The organism is Tautonia sociabilis (assembly GCF_003977685.1).
Taxonomy (GTDB): Bacteria; Planctomycetota; Planctomycetia; order Isosphaerales; family Isosphaeraceae; genus Tautonia; species Tautonia sociabilis.
The window spans coordinates 62,016-78,245 of record NZ_RYZH01000035.1; the positions used below are offsets into that span (position 1 = coordinate 62,016).

Sequence of the window (16,230 nt, forward strand, 5' to 3'; positions counted from 1 at the left end):
CCTGATCGGTCAGCACGCCCCGGCGTACGATCCCGAGCCGCCCGGCTTGCCGTTTCCCGAGGGGGAGGCCCCGCCGTTGACCGCCCGCATCACCTGGTCGGTGATCGCTTGCACCATCGCCTCAAACTCCGGACCCTCAGCCCCCCGCTCCGAGGAAGCGGGCAGGGAGCAGGACGCCTGCCGCTCGGCTTGCCGCAGCTTCTCGGGGATGAACGCATGCGGCTCCGGCTTGAACGTCTCGTTGTACCCCTCTCGGAAGAGGCTGTTGCCGCAGAGGTCGCAGTTCTCCAGGCCCAGCTCCAGCCGCACATCGCGCACGCCGATCCCCGGCTTCAACCGGATCAGCTCCGCGGCCTTCGCGTCGTTGTAGTATTTCGGACCGCCGAGCGGCTTGGTGAGGATCAGGATCCGGCAGTACGCGTCGATGATCTCGGTCTTGAAGTAGGCGTCCATCAAGTCGCTGCCCGCCGTCACGGTGCCGTGGTTGGCCAGCAGGATCGTGTCCGTGTCCTTGATGTAGGGGATCACCGTGTCGGCGAACGCCTGACCGCCGGGCGTCTCGTAAGGGCTGATCGCCACCTCGCCGAGGAAGACCTCGAACTCCGGCATCGTGCACTTGGGGATCGGCTCGTGCGCCACGGCGAACGCCGTCGCGTGCGGCGGGTGGCAGTGGACCACCGCCCTCACGTCGGGCCGTTGCTTCATGATCGTCAGGTGCAGCAAAATCTCGCTGGAGCGCTTCCGCTTGCCCGACACCTGGTTCCCGTCAAGGTCGACGATGCACAGGTCGTCCGGCTTCATGAATCCCTTCGAGACTCGGGTCGGCGTGCAGAGGACCCGGTCCTCCGATAGCCGGTAGCTGATGTTCCCGTCGTTGGCCGCCGCGAAGCCCTTGTTGTAGATCCGACGGCCGACCTCGCACATCTCCTCGCGGAGCTTCCACTCGCCCATGAAGTTGCCGTTGCCCGCCATCGTTCGAGGCTCCTTGATTGGAACGCGTGCTCGGTGTTTCAGACGTTGAGTTGATCCAGCAGGCAGGCGCAATAGGCGTCCACCGGCGTCTTGACCTTGCCGAAGGGATTGGCCGCCTCGCGGCCCTCGCTGATGCCGATGATCGCCCCGCGGCCGGCGCCCAGCTCATCGAACACGACCAGCTCCTCCCCTCTCCTCGGGGAGCCATCGACGATCGCCTCCCTCGGCATGGGTGCGACGACCAGGAACCTCGGATTCCTCAGCGACGGATGGATGCGCGAGCACGTGACCCGGCCAATCACTTCTCCGATCCTCATACGCGAATCCCCCGCCGCCAAGCCAGGCCGGCGCCTCGGGCGCCCCCGCTCGGCGGAAGACCTTCAGGCAGTGCAGCAGCGACGGGATCGGATGGCCCGCCGGCTCAAGGACGATCAGGTTCGCCCCCAGCCGATCGGCCGCCCGAGCGACCGCGTCGGCGTCTCCCGGAGCCGCGGATCGGACCCCGGGCACTTGGGCCGCCAGCCAGCAGGCGACCGACGCCTCGGGAGTGATCACCACCGCCCCTCGGTCGATTCCCCCGGCCACCCAGCGCGCCGCCTCGATCGCGTCGCCGCCGACCTCGTCCCAGCCGCCGGGAGCGGCGAGGATCGCCCTCCGGATCGCGTCGGCCGAGGCCACCCCGTCCTCCAGCACGAACCCCCACTCGCCGGCCCGAGCCGCCCTGGCCTCGGAGACGAGCCGCACGGCGATGCCTCGTCGTTTGAGCGCGTCCCGGGCGATGGGAGTGATGACGGTCCCCGGAGTCACCTGGATCTCGACCACCTCGGGGCCGATCGCCGCGATGTGCCGCTCTCCCAGCAGCCGGCCGGCGAAGGGGATCGTGCCGGACGGTCGCCGATCGGGGCCCGCCCCTCGCCGAGTTCCGGCGAGGACGAGCCTCACGGCGGCGTCGACCTGTGCGATCGTCGGCCCGATCATCCGTCCGGCAGCCCTATCACGCTCCACCGGCCGGGCGTGTCCCGGCCGATCATCTCCTGCAACGCCCGCCCGTCGTTGGTCAGAATGACCCGGTCGCCCCGGCCGGCGCCGAGCCGGTCGAAGGCGAGGACCGGGTCGCCGTCGGCTCGGCCGTCAGCCCCCTCGAGCTGGACGATGAGCAGGCGCTCCCCGTTGAAGGTCGGGTGCTTGATCGTCGAGGTCGCCGTGCCGATCACTCGGCCAAGTTGCATCGCGGTCCGCTCCGGATCCGGGTCCTCAGACGAACCGCATCCCGCCGATGATTGCCGTCCGACGTTGCCGGGTGAACGTCAAGGGGGTGGTCACGCCTTCCCCGGTCGGGCCGGCGATCGAGTACGAGCCGACGCCCTCCCCCCCGCTGCCCAGCCCCGCGGTACAGGCGCCGTTGATGACGAAGATGGTGCAGTCCATCACCCGGCCCATCCGGTCCATGACGCTCGTGTCTCGAGAATGCAGGATGGCCGTGTGGCCGTAGCCGTGCTCCGACTGCTTCGCCAGCGCGATCGCCCGGTCCACGTCCGGGACGCGGACGAACGGGAGGAACGGCATCATCTGCTCGTTGTCCACGAACGGGTGGTCGGCCCCCGTCTCACCGAAGAGGATCTGCGTCCCCTCGGGGATCGTCGCCCCGGCGAACCGCGCCAGCACCTCGGGATCCTTGCCCACGAGGTCCTTGTTCACAGAAAGCGTTCCCTGTTCATTCCTCACGAACGCCGCCCGGGTCAGCGCGTCGATCTGCTGCGAGTCGAGCCGGAATCCTCCGTTGCGGGCAACGGCGTCCATCAGCTTCTCGAAGATATCGGCGGTGGCGAACACCTGCTTCTCGCCGATGCACAGCAGGTTGTTGTCGAACGCCGCGCCCCGGACGATCGACTTCGCCGCGTTCTCGAGGCAGGCCGTCCCGTCGACGACCACCGGCGGGTTGCCCGGCCCGGCCACAATCGCCCGCTTGTTGCTCGCCAGCGCCGCCCGAGCCACGGCGGGCCCGCCGGTCACGACCAGCAGCTTCACCCCCCGGTGCTTGAACAGCGCGTCGGCCGATTCGAGCGTCGGGGGATCGATGATCGTCAGCAGGTCGTCCAGGCCGATCGCCTCCCGGATCGCTCGGTTGAACGCCTGCACTCCCTCGGCGGCGATCTTCGCTCCCGACGGGTGGGCGTTGAAGACCACCGTATTCCCGGCGGCCAACATGTTGATGGCGTTGCACGCCAGCGTCGGCAGGCTGTGCGTCACCGGAGTGATCGCGCCGATGACGCCGAACGGGGCGTATTGCGTCAGGGTCAGCCCGTTGTCTCCGGCGGCGTTCTCCGTGCGCAGGTACTCCACGCCCGGGATCGGCGGGATCGCGTCGCGCAACTTGCTGATCTTGTGATCAAGCCGACCGATCGTCGTCTCGTCCAGCTCCTTGCGGCCCCACTCCTCGGCCCGCTCGACGCAGAGCCGCTTGATCTGCTTCACCGCCTTGTCCCGGTCGGCCAGCGGACGGAGGCGGAAGCGCTGGAAGGCGGCCTCGGCGGCGGCGACGGCGGCGTCAGCGGTCGGGTACACCCCGTCTCGTCCGGCAGGAGGGGCGTGGCCGTTGGTCTCCGCCGCGCCGGCGCCGCCCATCTGGGACAGCACCTGCTGCACGACGCTGCGAATCAGGTCCTCGGTCATCGGTTGCATGGCGATCACCCTGGGGAGCCGGGGCCCGGCCGGGCCGGGTTTCTCGAGCGCGCTCAATTGTGGTCCGATCAGTTCAACGACGACGTCTGAGCCGGAATGGCAGGCAGGAGGCAATCGCGGTCAGCCACCCGGAGACGAAGCAGGTCAGCCAGTCCAGGGGCAGCAGCATGAGGTTCGAGATCCCACCGCCGGCCGGAGCTCCTGCCCCCGAGGCGGCCTCCCCGAGCGCTCGCATTGGCGGCCACCAGTCGATCGAGAACAGGTTCCGGCGAGGGTCCGAAGGGGGAAGCGTCAGGACCGCGGGCCACCACCCCGAGATCCGCCAGGCCACCCCGGCATGGACCATCGAGAAGAGCATGGCCAGCAGGATCTCCAGGGCACACCCGACTCTCCCCCATCGTCTGGTCCCCCCTTGGCCCATCGCTCAGCCCGCCCGGGAGCCGTCTCGACGGGAGAAGACGACCGAGCCGCCGACGTCGACCGAGTCGACCAGCCCGATCACCACCGCGTCGATGGGCAGCTTCTCCGTCTCCGGGGTCAGCCGGGCGCTCGACCCCTGACAGATCAGCACCATCTCCCCCACCCCCGCTCCCAGCGTGTCGACCACCACGAACGTCCGACCGGTCGGGACCAGCCTCGCGTTCGACTCGGGGTCGACCCGGTACGGCTCGACCGTCAGCAGCTTGTGCCCGGTCATCGACGCCACCTTCTGCGTGGCCACGACGGAGCCGGTCACTCGGGCGACGAACATCGGGGGGGTCCTGATGGCTGAAGGCGGATGGCGAATGGCTGGAGGAGGATGGCCGGGATCGAATCAATCACAACGTGCCGGAGAGCAGGTCTCGGGCCTGTCGGGCGACGATGATCTCCTCGTTGGTCGGCATCACCCAGACCTCCACCTTGCTGTCGGCCGAGGAGATCTTCCGCTCTCCCGAGCCCGTCTCGTTCAGCTCGGAGTTCAGGAGGATGCCGAAGGCGCCAAGGTCCTGGCAGACCATCGCGCGGATTCTCGGAGAGTTCTCGCCAATGCCCGCGGTGAAGATGATCGCGTCCGTGTCCCCCAGCTCGACGAGGTAGGCGCCGAGGTAGTGTCGGATCGACGAGACGAACATCTCCAGGGCGAGCTGCGCGTTCGAGTCGCCGGCGTCGGCCGCCTGCTCGACGTCTCGGAGGTCGTTCTTGCCGCAGATGCCGAGCAGGCCCGACTTCGTCGCGAGCACGTCGAGCGCCTGCTCCAGCGACATCCCGGTCGCCCGAAGCACGGCGGGCAAGGCGAAGGGGTCGAAGTCGCCGACCCGGTTGTTGTGGAAGAGCCCGGACTGGGGGCTCATGCCCATGCTCGTGGCCACGGATTTACCATCCTTGATGGCACAGAGGGACGAGCTGCCCCCCAGGTGGCACGAGATCACCCGCAGGCCCGGCCGATTGAGCACCTGCGCCGACCGCTCGGCGATGTAGCGGTGGCTCGCTCCGTGGAATCCCCAGCGGAGCACGCCGTGATCGGTGGCCCAGTCGTTGGGCACGGCATATCGGCGGTTCCGGTCCGGGATCGTCGCGTGGAAGCCGGTCTCGAAGGCGGCCACCAGCGGCATCTCGGGGAACCGATCGGCCAGCATCCGCATCGCCCGGACGTAGGGAGGATTGTGGGCCGGCGTGACGTCGTTGAACTCCTCCATCGCGGAGAGCAGGCGGTCGTCGACCCGCCGCACCCCGCTGATGCCCTTGGCGTGCACGGCCTTGAAGCCGATCGCGGCTACCTCCTCGGCCGAGGAGATCACACCGAGCGTCGGGTCCGTGAGCTGCTGGAGGCAGAGCCGAACCGCCTCGCCGTGGTCGGCGACGGGGACCTCGTCCTCGGCCTTGCCCTTGCCCGACGAATACGAGACCTTCGACTTCGAGGCCCCGATGCGATCAACGGCTCCCCGAGCGAGCATTGGCTCATGCGGGTCGCCCAGGTCGTACAGGCGGTACTTGAAGCTGGTGCTGCCCAGGTTGGCGACCAGGATCTTCATCGCTGCCCCCTCCGCCTCCGAGGCCGGGTCCGGATCACTGCCCGACAAACGCCGCGACCACGGCCGAGTCCGGCCGGGGGATGACGTGAGCGGCCTTCAGCTCTCCGCACCGCGCCGCGGCCTCGGCCCCCGCCTCGACGGCGGCGCGCACGCTGCTCACGTCTCCCCGGATGATGCCGCTCACCACGCCGCCGTCGAGCTTGATGACCGGCGTGGCCACCTCGACGTTCGCGGCTTTGAGCATCGCGTCATATGCGTTGATCAGGCCGATCAGGCCCCTCGTCTCAATCAGGCCCAGCGCCGAGCCGTTCATGGATGGTTCTCGATCGGAACGTGGGATGGCCGAAGGCCGGTGAAGGAAAACGGTCGCCGGATGGCGGACGATCGATGTGCCGAGGAGGACGGCGCGGGGGAGTCCCGACGTCGAGCCGGCGGCCGGGGTCGCCGGCCGCCGAAACCGCCATCGGTCCCCGGCCGGCGTCCCGGGAGCCGATCAGCCCAGGAACGTGTCCAGCACGGCCGGGTCCGGCCTCGGGATGACGTGCGCCGAGACCAGGTCGCCGACGCGGCTGGCCGACTCGGCCCCCGCCTCGACGGCGGCTCGAACGCTGCCCACGTCTCCCCGGACGATGGTCGTGACGTAGGTGCCGCCGACGCTGATCCGGCCGACGTGGGTGACGTTCGCGGCCTTGAGCATCGCGTCGGTCGCCTCGATGATGCCGACCAGCCCGCGGCACTCGATCAAGCCGAGCGCCTCGCCGCCGGCGCCGCCGGTCGCGAACCGGCTCCCCTTCCCGGAGTTGGTTGCGGTCGCCATGAGATCAGGCTCCGTCGTTCTTGGTGGTGGTCGGGGCGCCGCCCTTGGCCGAGGGCTTGGCCGTGTTGGCGAAGCTCAGCACACCGCCCAGCTCCTCGTGGGGCCGGGGGATGACCTGCACGCTGACGACCTCGCCGATCCGGCTGGCCGCCGCGGCACCGGCGTCGATCGCCGCCTTCACCGCCGCCACGTCGCCGACGACGAAGGCCGTGACCAGGCCGCTGCCGACCTTGTCCCATCCGGCCAGCTCGACGTTGGCCGCCTTGAGCATGGCGTCCGTCGCCTCAACCAGGGCGACGAACCCCTTCGTCTCGATCATCCCGAGCGCTTCCTGAAGCGATCCGTTGGCCATCGAAGGGCCCCCCGCGGTCTGGCCGCCGGCCGGGGCCACGCGCCCCGGGTCGTCGGCATGTTCGGTTCTGGTGTGATGTCGATCGGTGGACGGGGCGCGTCGAGGCGGCCCGGAGGCCGCCCCCGCCCCCTCACGGCTTGATCAGTTCGACCTTCGTCGCATGGACCAGGTCGCAGGCGTTCCCCTCGTCGGTGTCGATGTGGACCTCCAGCTTCCAGTCCGGGTGCGTCCGGACCAGCAGGCCCTCCAGCGTCGTGGGGCAGGGGCCGTGCACCCGGAGGTTCATCCGGTCCTTGGCCTTCACTCCGTAGTACTCGGCGTCCCGGTCCCCCATGTGCACGTGACGCTCGGCCCGGATGACCCCCTTGTCCAGCTCGACCGACCCCTTCGGGCCGATCAGCAGGCAGCCGGGAGTCCCCTCGATGTCCCCCGAGAGCCGCACCGGCAGGTCCAGCCCCAGACTGATCGCGTCGGTGAAGGCCAGCTCCACCTGAGAGAACGCCCGGCAGGGGCCGAGGATCCGCACATTCGGGATCATCCGCATCCGAGGGCCGACGATCTGCACCGTCTCGTTGCTCGCGAAGTCGGTGGCCTGGTACAGCCGCTTCATCTCGGTGAGGCGGTAGCCCTTGCCGAAGAGAATGTCCACGTGCTCCTGCGTCAGATGCACGTGTCTGGCCGAAATGTTCACCACCAGGTTTGGCCGGTAACCGGTTGCCGGGGCCGCCAGGCCGTCGCCGGCGAACTGCCGCCGCAGGATCGACCGGACGATCCGCTCGACGTCGCCTCGGGCGATCGCGGTGCTCGTGCTCATCGGGGTTGGGTCCTCGATCCTTGGGTCCGGGGCTGGCCGTCGCCGTTGCTCGGGTCCTCGCCGGCCTCGACCGCCGCGACCATCAGTTCCACTCCGGCCTCCCGGAGCATCTCCCGGTCGGAGGCCGAGATCCCCGAGTCGGTCACAACCCGATCGATCTCGTCCAGGCCGCAGAGCCTCGACAGCGACTGGCGGCCGAACTTCGAGTGATCGGCCACGATCAGCACGTCCTGGCCGCAGGTCATCATCTGCCGCTCGGTCTCGACCAGCAGGCTATTGGAATTGAACACGCCTTCGCTCGTGATCCCCCCGGCGCCGAGCACCGCCCGGCGCACCCGGATGTTCTGCATCGTCGCCACCGCCAGAGGTCCCATCGCCACGCCGGTTCGGGGGTAGACGTAGCCGCCAATGAGGATCAGGTCGGTGTCCTTGCTCGTCGCCAGCAGCGCCGCGATCGGCAGGCTGTTGGTCACCACCTGCAAGGGCCTCCCGACCAGCGCCCGAGCCACCTCCAGCGTCGTCGTCCCGCCGTCGAGCAGGATGGTCTCCCCGTCCTCCACCAGCCCGGCCACCGCCCGGCCAATGGCGGCCTTCTCCGCCGCGGCGCTGGTCGCCCGCTCGTCCAGCGCGGGCATCGATCGCACGTCCCCCGAGCAGACGGCGCCGCCGTGGGTCCGCTTGATCGCCCCCGCCTGGTCGAGGGCCTCCAGGTCGCGCCGGATCGTGCTCTCCGAGGCCCCCGTGGCCCTGACCAGCTCCTCCAGGGTTGCGAACCCCTGGCGGTTCACCAGGTCTAACAAGGCACGACGGCGCGACTCGACGAGCATGTCATCCGTTCCGGCGGTATCGACGCACGAACCTCCATCAGATTCCAATACCGACACGCTCCCGTCAAGACCCCACCCCGAAAACTGACCGATTCCGCGCGAAAATGACGATCATTCCGCTCGATTGCGATCAAGGGGTGAAGCGTTCGTGATCGTCTGGCGAAGCGGTACAATGTCCCCGGTGCCGTCTGAACCGCCCGCCGAGGCCCCCGCCATGCCCGAGCTTCCCGAGGTCGAGACGATGGTCCGAGGGCTCCGGCCCGCCCTGGCCGGGCGGACGATCCAGGCGCTGGAGGTCGCCGACCCGCTCCTGCTGGACAACTGCGACGCCCCGACGCTGGAGCGGTCCGCTCGCCAGGCCCCCGTCTCGGCCGTCAACCGCCGGGGAAAGTGGGTGGTGATCGAACTGGCCCCCCCTCGGGGGATCATCGTCATTCAGCCGAGGATGACCGGAGCCTTCTTCCTCGTCGATTCCGAGTTGGCCCGTCATATCCGGCTCACCCTGACCATGCAGGGCCCCGGCCCGTTCGCCCGGATCCGCTACAACGACCCCCGACGCCTCGGCCGCATCTGCTGGTACCCCGACGCCTCGGCCGCCGAGGCCGCCTTCGCCCGCTCCCACGGCCCGGACGCCCTGGAGATCTCCTCCGGAGAGCTTGCCGTCCGGCTCTCGAAGACAACGCGCCCGATCAAGCCCACGCTGCTCGATCAGAAGGTCCTCGCCGGCATTGGCAACATCTACGCCGATGAGATTCTCCATCGCGCCGGGGTCCACCCCGAGCGATCGTCGCTCGCCCTCTCCCGAGCCGAGGTCGACCGCATCCACCAGGCGATCGGCGAGGTCCTGACCGCCGCCATCTCGGCCGAGGGCTCCAGCCTCGACCGCAGCTACCGCACGGTGCTCGGGACGGAGGGAAGCTTCCTGGAGCTCATCCGAGTCTACGGCCGAGGGGGCCGGCCCTGCCTGGCCTGCCAGACGCCGATCACCCGGGCCCGCATTGCCGGCCTGACCGGCCGGTCCACCCACTACTGCCCCTCCTGCCAGCCGGCCGGTCCCGAGGCTTCCCCCCCGGCCCAGGCAACCCGATAAGAACCGGCGCCGTCGGGCTCCCGACCTGCTCCTCCGGGCCGTTCGTCCCCTCGGGGCAGGAGCGGACGCCCTCCCTCGGCTCAACGCCGGCGACTCCTGGAGCGTCTCGGAGGCAATGGACCGCCGAGGGATCTCGACGCTCGACCTGGGCCTCGCGTTCCTGAACCGATCGCACCGGGAGGTTCTCGGACCGGACGCCCCTCCGCGAGGCCGTCGACGTCGGCGCAACGGCGGGAGGGACGCCCCGGGCTCGCCTATCCCACCCGGTCGAGTTCGGGTATCCTGAGGCCCGGCTCTCGGTGCCCGCCCGGCCGGACGACCACCTCCCCCGGGCCCCGGTCGCGAGGAGTCGGGCGGCCGGCCGTCTCCCGAGCGTCCCGTCCCGACGGAGGTCGCCGGTGTCCTATCGCACCTTCAAGCATCTGCTGGGAGAGACGAGCCTGGAGCGCAAGTGCCGCTTCATCTTCGGCGGCGGCATCCTTGCGCTGGTCACCGTGAGCTTCTACATTTACGGGAGGAAGACCGAGAGCCTCGTCATCGGCCAGAGCCAGCAGGCGGCCCGCATGCAGGTCAAACCAATCCTGGAGGAGATCCACCTCAAGGCGGCGTTGGTCCGCCCCGAGCTGGCCTCGGTCGTCGACAAGGTTTCCCGGGAGCTGACCCCCAAGGATGGCTTTCAGCTCTTTGACTGGCACGTCGTCAAGCCCTTCGCCGACCGCCCCGAACGCCGGCCCCGGGACGAGTTCGAGCGCCGGATCGTCGACCGGTTCCTTGCCGCCGCCACCCGGCAGCGGGGGGACTGGGGCCCCTCCGGCCCCCCTCGTCCCTACAGCTTCCCCGACGGCGTCTCGGCCGAGTACACCGAGATCGGGCAGGACCAGTCGGAGTACACCTACGTCCAGGCCGTTCTCTTCCGGCCGGGCTGCCTGACCTCCTGCCACGCCCAGCCGGTCGCCGAGCCGGTTCCCGCCATGGTCCCGATTGGTCCCGACGGGTCGACCGACACCCCGGCCGGCGGCCTGGAGCCGATCGACCCGGCGGAGTTCGACCTCGAGGACGACGGCCCTGGCGTCTCCTACGCCGCCCAGTACCACGACATGATCCGGCTCGACGAGTCGGGCAAGTACGCTCGCACGCTCCCCGGGGATCTGGCCGGGGTCGTCTTCGTCAAGCTGCCGATGGAGCAGACCCGCAAGGCGATCAACCGCAACCGAGCCATCCTCATCGCCACGGCGCTGGTCACCGCGATCCTCGCGATGTTCGCCTCCTGGACGATTGTCCGCTACATCATCGTCCGTCCCGTCAAGCACCTCCGGGAGGTCTCCGACGCCATCGCCGCCGGCCGGCTGAACATCCGCAGCCGCATCCAGACCGGCGACGAGTTCGAGGAACTCTCCCACGCCTTCAACCGGATGCTCCACAACCTCGTCGCCATGCAACAGGAGCTGCGCGACGTCAACGACGACCTCGACCGGAAGGTGGACGAGCTTGCGCAGGCAAATATGGCGCTGTACGAGATGAACCGGATCAAGAGCGACTTTCTTGCCACCATGAGCCACGAGCTGCGAACGCCGCTCAACAGCATCATCGGCTTCTCCGAGGTCCTCTCCAGCAGCGACGCGCTCAACGACAAGCAGAAGCGTTACGCCTCGAACATCCAGAACAGCGGCCGGATGCTGCTGGGGATGATCAACGACATCCTCGACCTCGCCAAGATCGAGAGCGGCAAGATGGAGGTCCGCGCCGAGGACTTCTCCGTCCGGGAGGTCTGCGACGCCCTCGCCGCCCAGATGCGCCCCATGGCCGAGCGGAAGAACATCGACCTGGAGTGCCGGCTCGACGACGCCATCCCCCTGGTCCGCCAGGACCCCGGCAAGCTCCGCCAGATCGTCTACAACCTGCTCTCGAACGCCATCAAGTTCACCCCCGAGGGGGGCCGAGTCGTCCTCTCGGCTCGGGCCGAGGGGCGCGGCATCGTCGTCTCGGTGGCCGACAACGGCATCGGCATCGCCGCCGAAGACCGCGAGGTCATCTTCGAGAAGTTCCGCCAGGCCGGCATCCCTGGACAGTCGGCCGATGTGCTGACCCGGGAGCACCAGGGCACCGGCCTGGGTCTTTCCATCGTCCGGGAACTGGCCCGGATGCTCGGCGGCGACGTCTCGCTCGACAGCGAGCCCGGCCGAGGCAGCACCTTCACCGTGATCGTCCCCCAGCAACTGCCCGGCGACCGGAGCATCGAGGTCGCCCTCTCCGACGGGAGGGTCGACCTGACCAAGGCCCGCCGGATCGAGCATCACCCGGCGGCCTCGGGCCCCGGCGGGCCCCCCCCGTCTCCCGGCGACCGCCGGCATCGAGCCGAGGGGATGCGCGTCCGTCCCGTCCTGCGCGTTGACCCGGGACGAGCCGATCCCTAAACTCACTTGCGTCTGCACCCATTCACCGACACGGACGTCTTCCCCCGCCTCCCCGGGCCGATCCCCCTGACCGCCGCCGGTCCCCGACCTCGAGATCGACCGCCATGAGCCCGAAGAAGTCGAACGCGCCGCGGCCCGCGCCTGGCCCGTGGCGGGCCCTGGCCGGGTTCCTCGCCGTCGCCGTCATCCTGGCCTGCCTCGCCGTCGCCGGCGCGTTGACCCAGCGTTCCTCCCCGGCCGAATCCTGGACCTACGGCACGTTCCGCCGGGCGCTCGTGGCCGGCCGGATCGAGTCGGTCCGCCTCGGCCCTCGCAGCCTCACCGCCATCCTCGCCGAGCCCGGACCCGACGGCCGACCCCGCCGAGTCCGAGTCACCTGGGCCGGCTCCCAGGCCGACCCCGCGTTGCTGGGCCTGCTCGACGAGCATGTCACGGACTTCGGCTTCGACCGGGACATCACCCCCCTGGCGAGTGGGGTCGCCACCCTCGGCCTCGCCCTGCTGCTGCTGCTCGGCCTGTTCCTGATCACCCGAGGGGGCGGTCTCGGCCCGGCGATGGCCTTCACCCGGGGAAAGCCCCGGGCCCGAGCGGGAACCGACCGCCAGGTCACCTTCGGCGACGTCGCCGGCCAGGACGAGGCGGTCGAGGAGCTCCAGGAGGTCGTCGACTTCCTCAGGACCCCGGAGCGCTACGCCGCCCTCGGCGGGCGCATCCCCAAGGGGGTCCTGCTGATCGGTCCCCCCGGCACGGGCAAGACCCTGCTCGCCCGAGCCGTCGCCGGCGAAGCCGGCGTCCCCTTCTTCGCCCTCTCCGGGTCCGACTTCATGGAGATGTACGTCGGCGTCGGCGCCGCCCGAGTCCGGAACCTTTTCGCCAAGGCCGAGGCGAAGGCCCCCTGTCTGATCTTCATCGACGAGATCGACGCCATCGGCAAGACCCGGTCCGGCGGGGCGACCGGCGCCCAGGACGAGCGCGACCAGACCCTCAATCAGCTCCTCGTGGCGATGGACGGCTTCGACCCCAACAGCGGCGTCATCGTCATGGCCGCCACCAATCGCCCCGAGACGCTCGACCCGGCGCTGGTCCGCCCCGGTCGCTTCGACCGGCACATCCGGGTCGACCGCCCCGACCTGCTTGGCCGGGAGGCCATCCTCAAGGTCCACTCCCGGACGGTCCCCCTCTGCGACCGCCTGGATCTCCGCCAGGTCGCTGCCATGACCTCCGGCTTCGCCGGCGCCGAGCTGGCCAACCTCGTCAACGAGGCGGCCCTGATCGCCGCCCGCAAGGGAAAGGACCGCGTCGACCGCCTCGACTTCGAGCAAGGGTTCGAGCGTCTCCTCGCCGGCCCCGAGAAGCGCGGCCGGGCCATGCATCGCGACGATCGCCGCCGCATCGCCGTCCACGAGGCGGGCCACGCTCTGGTCTCGGCCAGCCTGCCCGGCACCGACCCGGTGCACAAGGTCACCATCATCGGCCGGGGCAACGGCATGGGAGGCTTCACCATGTACCGCCCCGAGGAGGACCGCTTCCTCCACACCTCCGAGTGGCTGATGCACTGCCTCGCCGGGCTGCTCGGCGGCACCGCGGCCGAGGAGCTGGCCCTTGGCTCCATCTCCGACGGCGCCACCAGCGACCTCCAGCGCGCCACCGAGATCGCCCGCCGCATGGTCACCGACTTCGGCATGAGCCCCACCCTCGGCCGGGTCTGCTACGCCGACCACCCCGCCGGCCCCTCCTGGAGCGAGCACACCCTCCTCGAGATCGACCGGGAGGTCCGCCGATTCCTCGACGAGGCCCTCGAGCTCTCCCGGGCCGTCCTCCGCCGCCGAGCCGACGCGCTGGTGGCCCTCACCGAGCGGCTCCTGGAGCGCGAGACGATCGACGCCGCCGAACTGGCCGAGCTGCTCGACCGCCACCCCGATCCCTCAGCCATCGGGACCTCCCCCGACCCGATCCGGCCCTCCGGCTCGACCCCCGAGGCCTCCCGTCCCGACGAGATCGGCTGCTCCTGACCGCCCTCGGATCGGGACCTTCCGCTCAAGATCCGGCTCGGATCCGCGAACGACTGCTTAACCTCCTGAGCCGATCGGACTGGCCGACGGCTGCCTCCACCCTTCTCCCTATCCGGGAGCCTCCGATGCAGAGCGCCGCCCAGCTCCTCAGCTCCATCCCCTGGTTCGCCTGGATCGCCATCGTCGTCATCCTCAGTGGCTCGATCTCCGGAGCCTTCTGCTCCTGGCTCAAGCACCGAGAGCGCATCGAGATGATCCGCCAGGGCATGAACCCCGACGCCTCAGAGTCGAGCAAAACCGAGCTCTCCGAGCTTTGATCCCCCCGATCGGGACGCTCCGTCCCCCGCATTGGGAGGATCGAGGGCACGCCGTCCTCCGTCGGCGAGGACCTCCCGATTCCAGGTGGATCCGCCCCCTCATCTCCGGACATCCGATCCTGGATGGAAGGACGTTCCGCTCGAACAAGGGGCATCTTCTCGAGCCGGCCGCGGTAGGAGCCGAGTGAGCCTGGTGAATTCCCGTGTCAATGGACCCGAACCTTTACGAAGTTACTGAACCCGAACTGTTACGAGCCTGAGCCCTCCTTCCCGGGGCGATTTCCTCCACGATCGCCCGCCTCTCGCGGTTGAACCGGGCCTCGGGCACATCCGCTCCGGACGCGATGGCGGCTCCCCCAGGCTCGCCAGCGGCTCAGGATGATGGACTCGGATCGAATACGGATGACTCCGCCGGCCGGCGGCCCTCCGCTCCGCCATGGCCGGGTTCGGGCCTCGGATCGGACCGATTACCTACCTGTTCTCGACGCGGCATTCGGTCCCTCCACGGCCGCCACGCGACGCCGGCCGACGCCCCGTCCTGGGGGACGCCTCCGCTCCCGGGGCGGCCCCTACGGCCCCCCCTTGAGGTTCTCCTCCAGGTCCCGCAGCCGATAGCTCCGGCCGCGGATGTTCAGCACGTGGCAGGCGTGCAGCAGCCGGTCCAGGATCGCCGCCGTGATCACCTCGTCCCCGGCCAGCATCTCCGGCCAGTCCTTGATCGCCTTGTTCGAGGTGATGCACAGCGACCCCCGCTGGTAGCGGTAGCTCACCAGCCGGAAGAACAGGTTCGCCTCCTCGCGCGTGAAGGTCTCGAAGCCGACCTCGTCGATGATCACCAGGCCCGCCTTCATGGACTTCTTGCCCTTGAGCCTCGTCGGCGGCACCTCGACGTCCTTGCGCATGGCGTGCAGCAGCTCCTCCAGGCGGAAGAACGCCACCGAGAAGCCGCACTCCACGGCGCGGACTCCCAGGCTCACGGCGAGATGTGTTTTCCCGACCCCGGGAGGCCCCAGGATCAGCAGCCCCTGCCTCTCCCGCAGCCAGCCGCAGGTGGCCAGCGCCTCCAGCTTCGACCGCTCCACGGCCGGCTGGAAGGCGAAGTCGAAGTTCGCCAGCGTCTGCCCGGTCGGCAGGCCGGAGAGCTTCAGCGAGGTCCGCACCCGCCGCTCCTCGCGCCGCTCCAGCTCGCCGGCCAGCAGCCGGCCGAGCAACGCCGGCGGCCCGAGGTCCTCCTTCACCGCCCGGCCCAGCAGCCCGGGCAACGCCTCGGCGGCGAAGTCCAGGCCCAGCCGCGAGAGCTGCTCCAGCAGGGCCGACAGGTCGGTCGACGCCGGCTTCGATGGTGGCAGGGCCTCGGTCGCCGGATCGGGTCGCGTGGGCCGGCTCATCGGGCCACCTCCGCCAGGGCGGCGTAGAGGTCGATCGGCCGGGACTGGACCGGCATGGCGGCGATCTCCTGGAGCCGGCGTGCCATCCGCCCCAGCGGCTTGGGCGGGAGGACCCGGTCAGTCCCCCGGCCCTCGTAGCAGGCCGGGTCGATGAGGACCCGCTCGGCGGTGTGCCGCGGGTAGGAGACCAGCACCGCGGCCGTCTGCGGGTCGAGCACCTGCACCGTCCCCGAGCAGCCGCGGACCTCCACCCGGCAGCCGACGTAGGCGAACGGGACGACGTAGCCGCGGCCCTCGAAGCGGACCGTGCAGTCCTTGTGCACGGTCGCCGTCCGGACCGTGTCGAACGGCTCGGGCAGCAGGGCCGGCAGCGGTCGCAGCGCGGGCCTCTCCGCCTCCCAGCTCTCGGCCACGGTGCGGCCGGTTGCCGGGCAGATCCGCCGTAAGCGTCCGATGAAGCACATCTGGAAAGCGGGTTGAGTGGACGCGACGATACCCGCGGCGGGACCGAGCCCCGCCCGGGAGCACCACTC

General features: G+C 69.9%; 19 protein-coding genes. 4 read left to right on the forward strand and 15 right to left on the reverse strand.

Annotated elements, in window-relative coordinates:
- Positions 1 to 9: 9 nt before the first annotated feature.
- The 13 genes from TsocGM_RS17395 to TsocGM_RS17450 form a co-directional block, all read right to left on the reverse strand.
- The gene (locus TsocGM_RS17395; protein ID WP_126726733.1) at positions 10 to 972 is read right to left on the reverse strand and encodes a class II aldolase/adducin family protein; all 963 of its coding nucleotides are present in this window, start codon (positions 970 to 972) and stop codon (positions 10 to 12) included.
- 38 nt (positions 973 to 1,010) lie between these two features.
- The gene (locus TsocGM_RS17400) at positions 1,011 to 1,247 is read right to left on the reverse strand and encodes a EutN/CcmL family microcompartment protein (protein ID WP_233578993.1); all 237 of its coding nucleotides are present in this window, start codon (positions 1,245 to 1,247) and stop codon (positions 1,011 to 1,013) included.
- Positions 1,138 to 1,950, reverse strand: a complete 813-nt coding sequence (locus TsocGM_RS27175; RefSeq protein ID WP_233578994.1) for a hypothetical protein — start codon at positions 1,948 to 1,950, stop codon at positions 1,138 to 1,140. The genes TsocGM_RS17400 and TsocGM_RS27175 overlap by 110 nt, the downstream gene beginning before the upstream one ends.
- A complete protein-coding gene (locus TsocGM_RS17405) occupies positions 1,947 to 2,201 on the reverse strand; it encodes a EutN/CcmL family microcompartment protein (RefSeq protein ID WP_126726735.1) in 255 nt (84 codons plus the stop codon). Before TsocGM_RS17405 ends, TsocGM_RS27175 begins: the two co-directional genes overlap by 4 nt.
- Before the next feature lie 25 nt (positions 2,202 to 2,226).
- A complete protein-coding gene (locus TsocGM_RS17410; RefSeq protein WP_126726736.1) occupies positions 2,227 to 3,654 on the reverse strand; it encodes an aldehyde dehydrogenase in 1,428 nt (475 codons plus the stop codon).
- A 73-nt stretch (positions 3,655 to 3,727) separates the two neighbouring features.
- Positions 3,728 to 4,012 (reverse strand): hypothetical protein, encoded by a 285-nt coding sequence (locus tag TsocGM_RS17415; protein WP_126726737.1) that lies wholly within the window; start codon positions 4,010 to 4,012, stop codon positions 3,728 to 3,730.
- Between the two features lie 66 nt (positions 4,013 to 4,078).
- Complete coding sequence (locus TsocGM_RS17420) at positions 4,079 to 4,405, reverse strand: EutN/CcmL family microcompartment protein (RefSeq protein ID WP_126726738.1); 327 nt, start codon at positions 4,403 to 4,405, stop codon at positions 4,079 to 4,081.
- A 67-nt stretch (positions 4,406 to 4,472) separates the two neighbouring features.
- Positions 4,473 to 5,666, reverse strand: coding sequence for an acetate/propionate family kinase (locus tag TsocGM_RS17425; protein WP_126726739.1), 1,194 nt, complete (start codon positions 5,664 to 5,666; stop codon positions 4,473 to 4,475).
- Between the two features lie 34 nt (positions 5,667 to 5,700).
- Positions 5,701 to 5,979, reverse strand: a complete 279-nt coding sequence (locus tag TsocGM_RS17430) for a BMC domain-containing protein (protein ID WP_126726740.1) — start codon at positions 5,977 to 5,979, stop codon at positions 5,701 to 5,703.
- 180 nt (positions 5,980 to 6,159) lie between these two features.
- On the reverse strand, positions 6,160 to 6,483 hold the full coding sequence (locus tag TsocGM_RS17435) for a BMC domain-containing protein (protein WP_126726741.1): 324 nt from the start codon (positions 6,481 to 6,483) through the stop codon (positions 6,160 to 6,162).
- Between the two features lie 4 nt (positions 6,484 to 6,487).
- The gene (locus TsocGM_RS17440; protein ID WP_126726742.1) at positions 6,488 to 6,835 is read right to left on the reverse strand and encodes a BMC domain-containing protein; all 348 of its coding nucleotides are present in this window, start codon (positions 6,833 to 6,835) and stop codon (positions 6,488 to 6,490) included.
- A gap of 130 nt (positions 6,836 to 6,965) precedes the next feature.
- Positions 6,966 to 7,649 carry a phosphate propanoyltransferase gene (gene pduL, locus TsocGM_RS17445; protein ID WP_126726743.1) on the reverse strand — a complete coding sequence of 228 codons (684 nt, stop codon included), beginning with the start codon at positions 7,647 to 7,649 and terminating at the stop codon, positions 6,966 to 6,968.
- Positions 7,646 to 8,476 (reverse strand): DeoR/GlpR family DNA-binding transcription regulator, encoded by an 831-nt coding sequence (locus TsocGM_RS17450; RefSeq protein ID WP_126726744.1) that lies wholly within the window; start codon positions 8,474 to 8,476, stop codon positions 7,646 to 7,648. The genes pduL and TsocGM_RS17450 overlap by 4 nt, the downstream gene beginning before the upstream one ends.
- Before the next feature lie 214 nt (positions 8,477 to 8,690).
- Here TsocGM_RS17450 and mutM point away from each other — a divergent pair, with 214 nt between their 5' ends.
- The 4 genes from mutM (at position 8,691) to TsocGM_RS17470 (ending at position 14,309) form a co-directional block, all read left to right on the forward strand.
- Positions 8,691 to 9,566 (forward strand): bifunctional DNA-formamidopyrimidine glycosylase/DNA-(apurinic or apyrimidinic site) lyase, encoded by an 876-nt coding sequence (gene mutM, locus TsocGM_RS17455; protein WP_126726745.1) that lies wholly within the window; start codon positions 8,691 to 8,693, stop codon positions 9,564 to 9,566.
- A gap of 398 nt (positions 9,567 to 9,964) precedes the next feature.
- Positions 9,965 to 11,980: an ATP-binding protein gene (locus tag TsocGM_RS17460; RefSeq protein WP_233578991.1), complete on the forward strand. Its 2,016-nt coding sequence runs from the start codon at positions 9,965 to 9,967 to the stop codon at positions 11,978 to 11,980.
- A gap of 104 nt (positions 11,981 to 12,084) precedes the next feature.
- The gene (ftsH, locus tag TsocGM_RS17465; protein WP_126726746.1) at positions 12,085 to 13,992 is read left to right on the forward strand and encodes an ATP-dependent zinc metalloprotease FtsH; all 1,908 of its coding nucleotides are present in this window, start codon (positions 12,085 to 12,087) and stop codon (positions 13,990 to 13,992) included.
- Positions 13,993 to 14,117: 125 nt separating this feature from the next.
- Positions 14,118 to 14,309: a hypothetical protein gene (locus tag TsocGM_RS17470; RefSeq protein WP_126726747.1), complete on the forward strand. Its 192-nt coding sequence runs from the start codon at positions 14,118 to 14,120 to the stop codon at positions 14,307 to 14,309.
- 569 nt (positions 14,310 to 14,878) lie between these two features.
- Here the strand turns inward: TsocGM_RS17470 and istB are convergent.
- The gene (gene istB, locus TsocGM_RS17475; protein ID WP_126726748.1) at positions 14,879 to 15,697 is read right to left on the reverse strand and encodes an IS21-like element helper ATPase IstB; all 819 of its coding nucleotides are present in this window, start codon (positions 15,695 to 15,697) and stop codon (positions 14,879 to 14,881) included.
- Positions 15,694 to 16,230: Mu transposase domain-containing protein (locus TsocGM_RS17480; RefSeq protein WP_449342996.1), on the reverse strand; the 537-nt coding region annotated here is incomplete at its 5' end. The genes TsocGM_RS17480 and istB, both read right to left, overlap by 4 nt.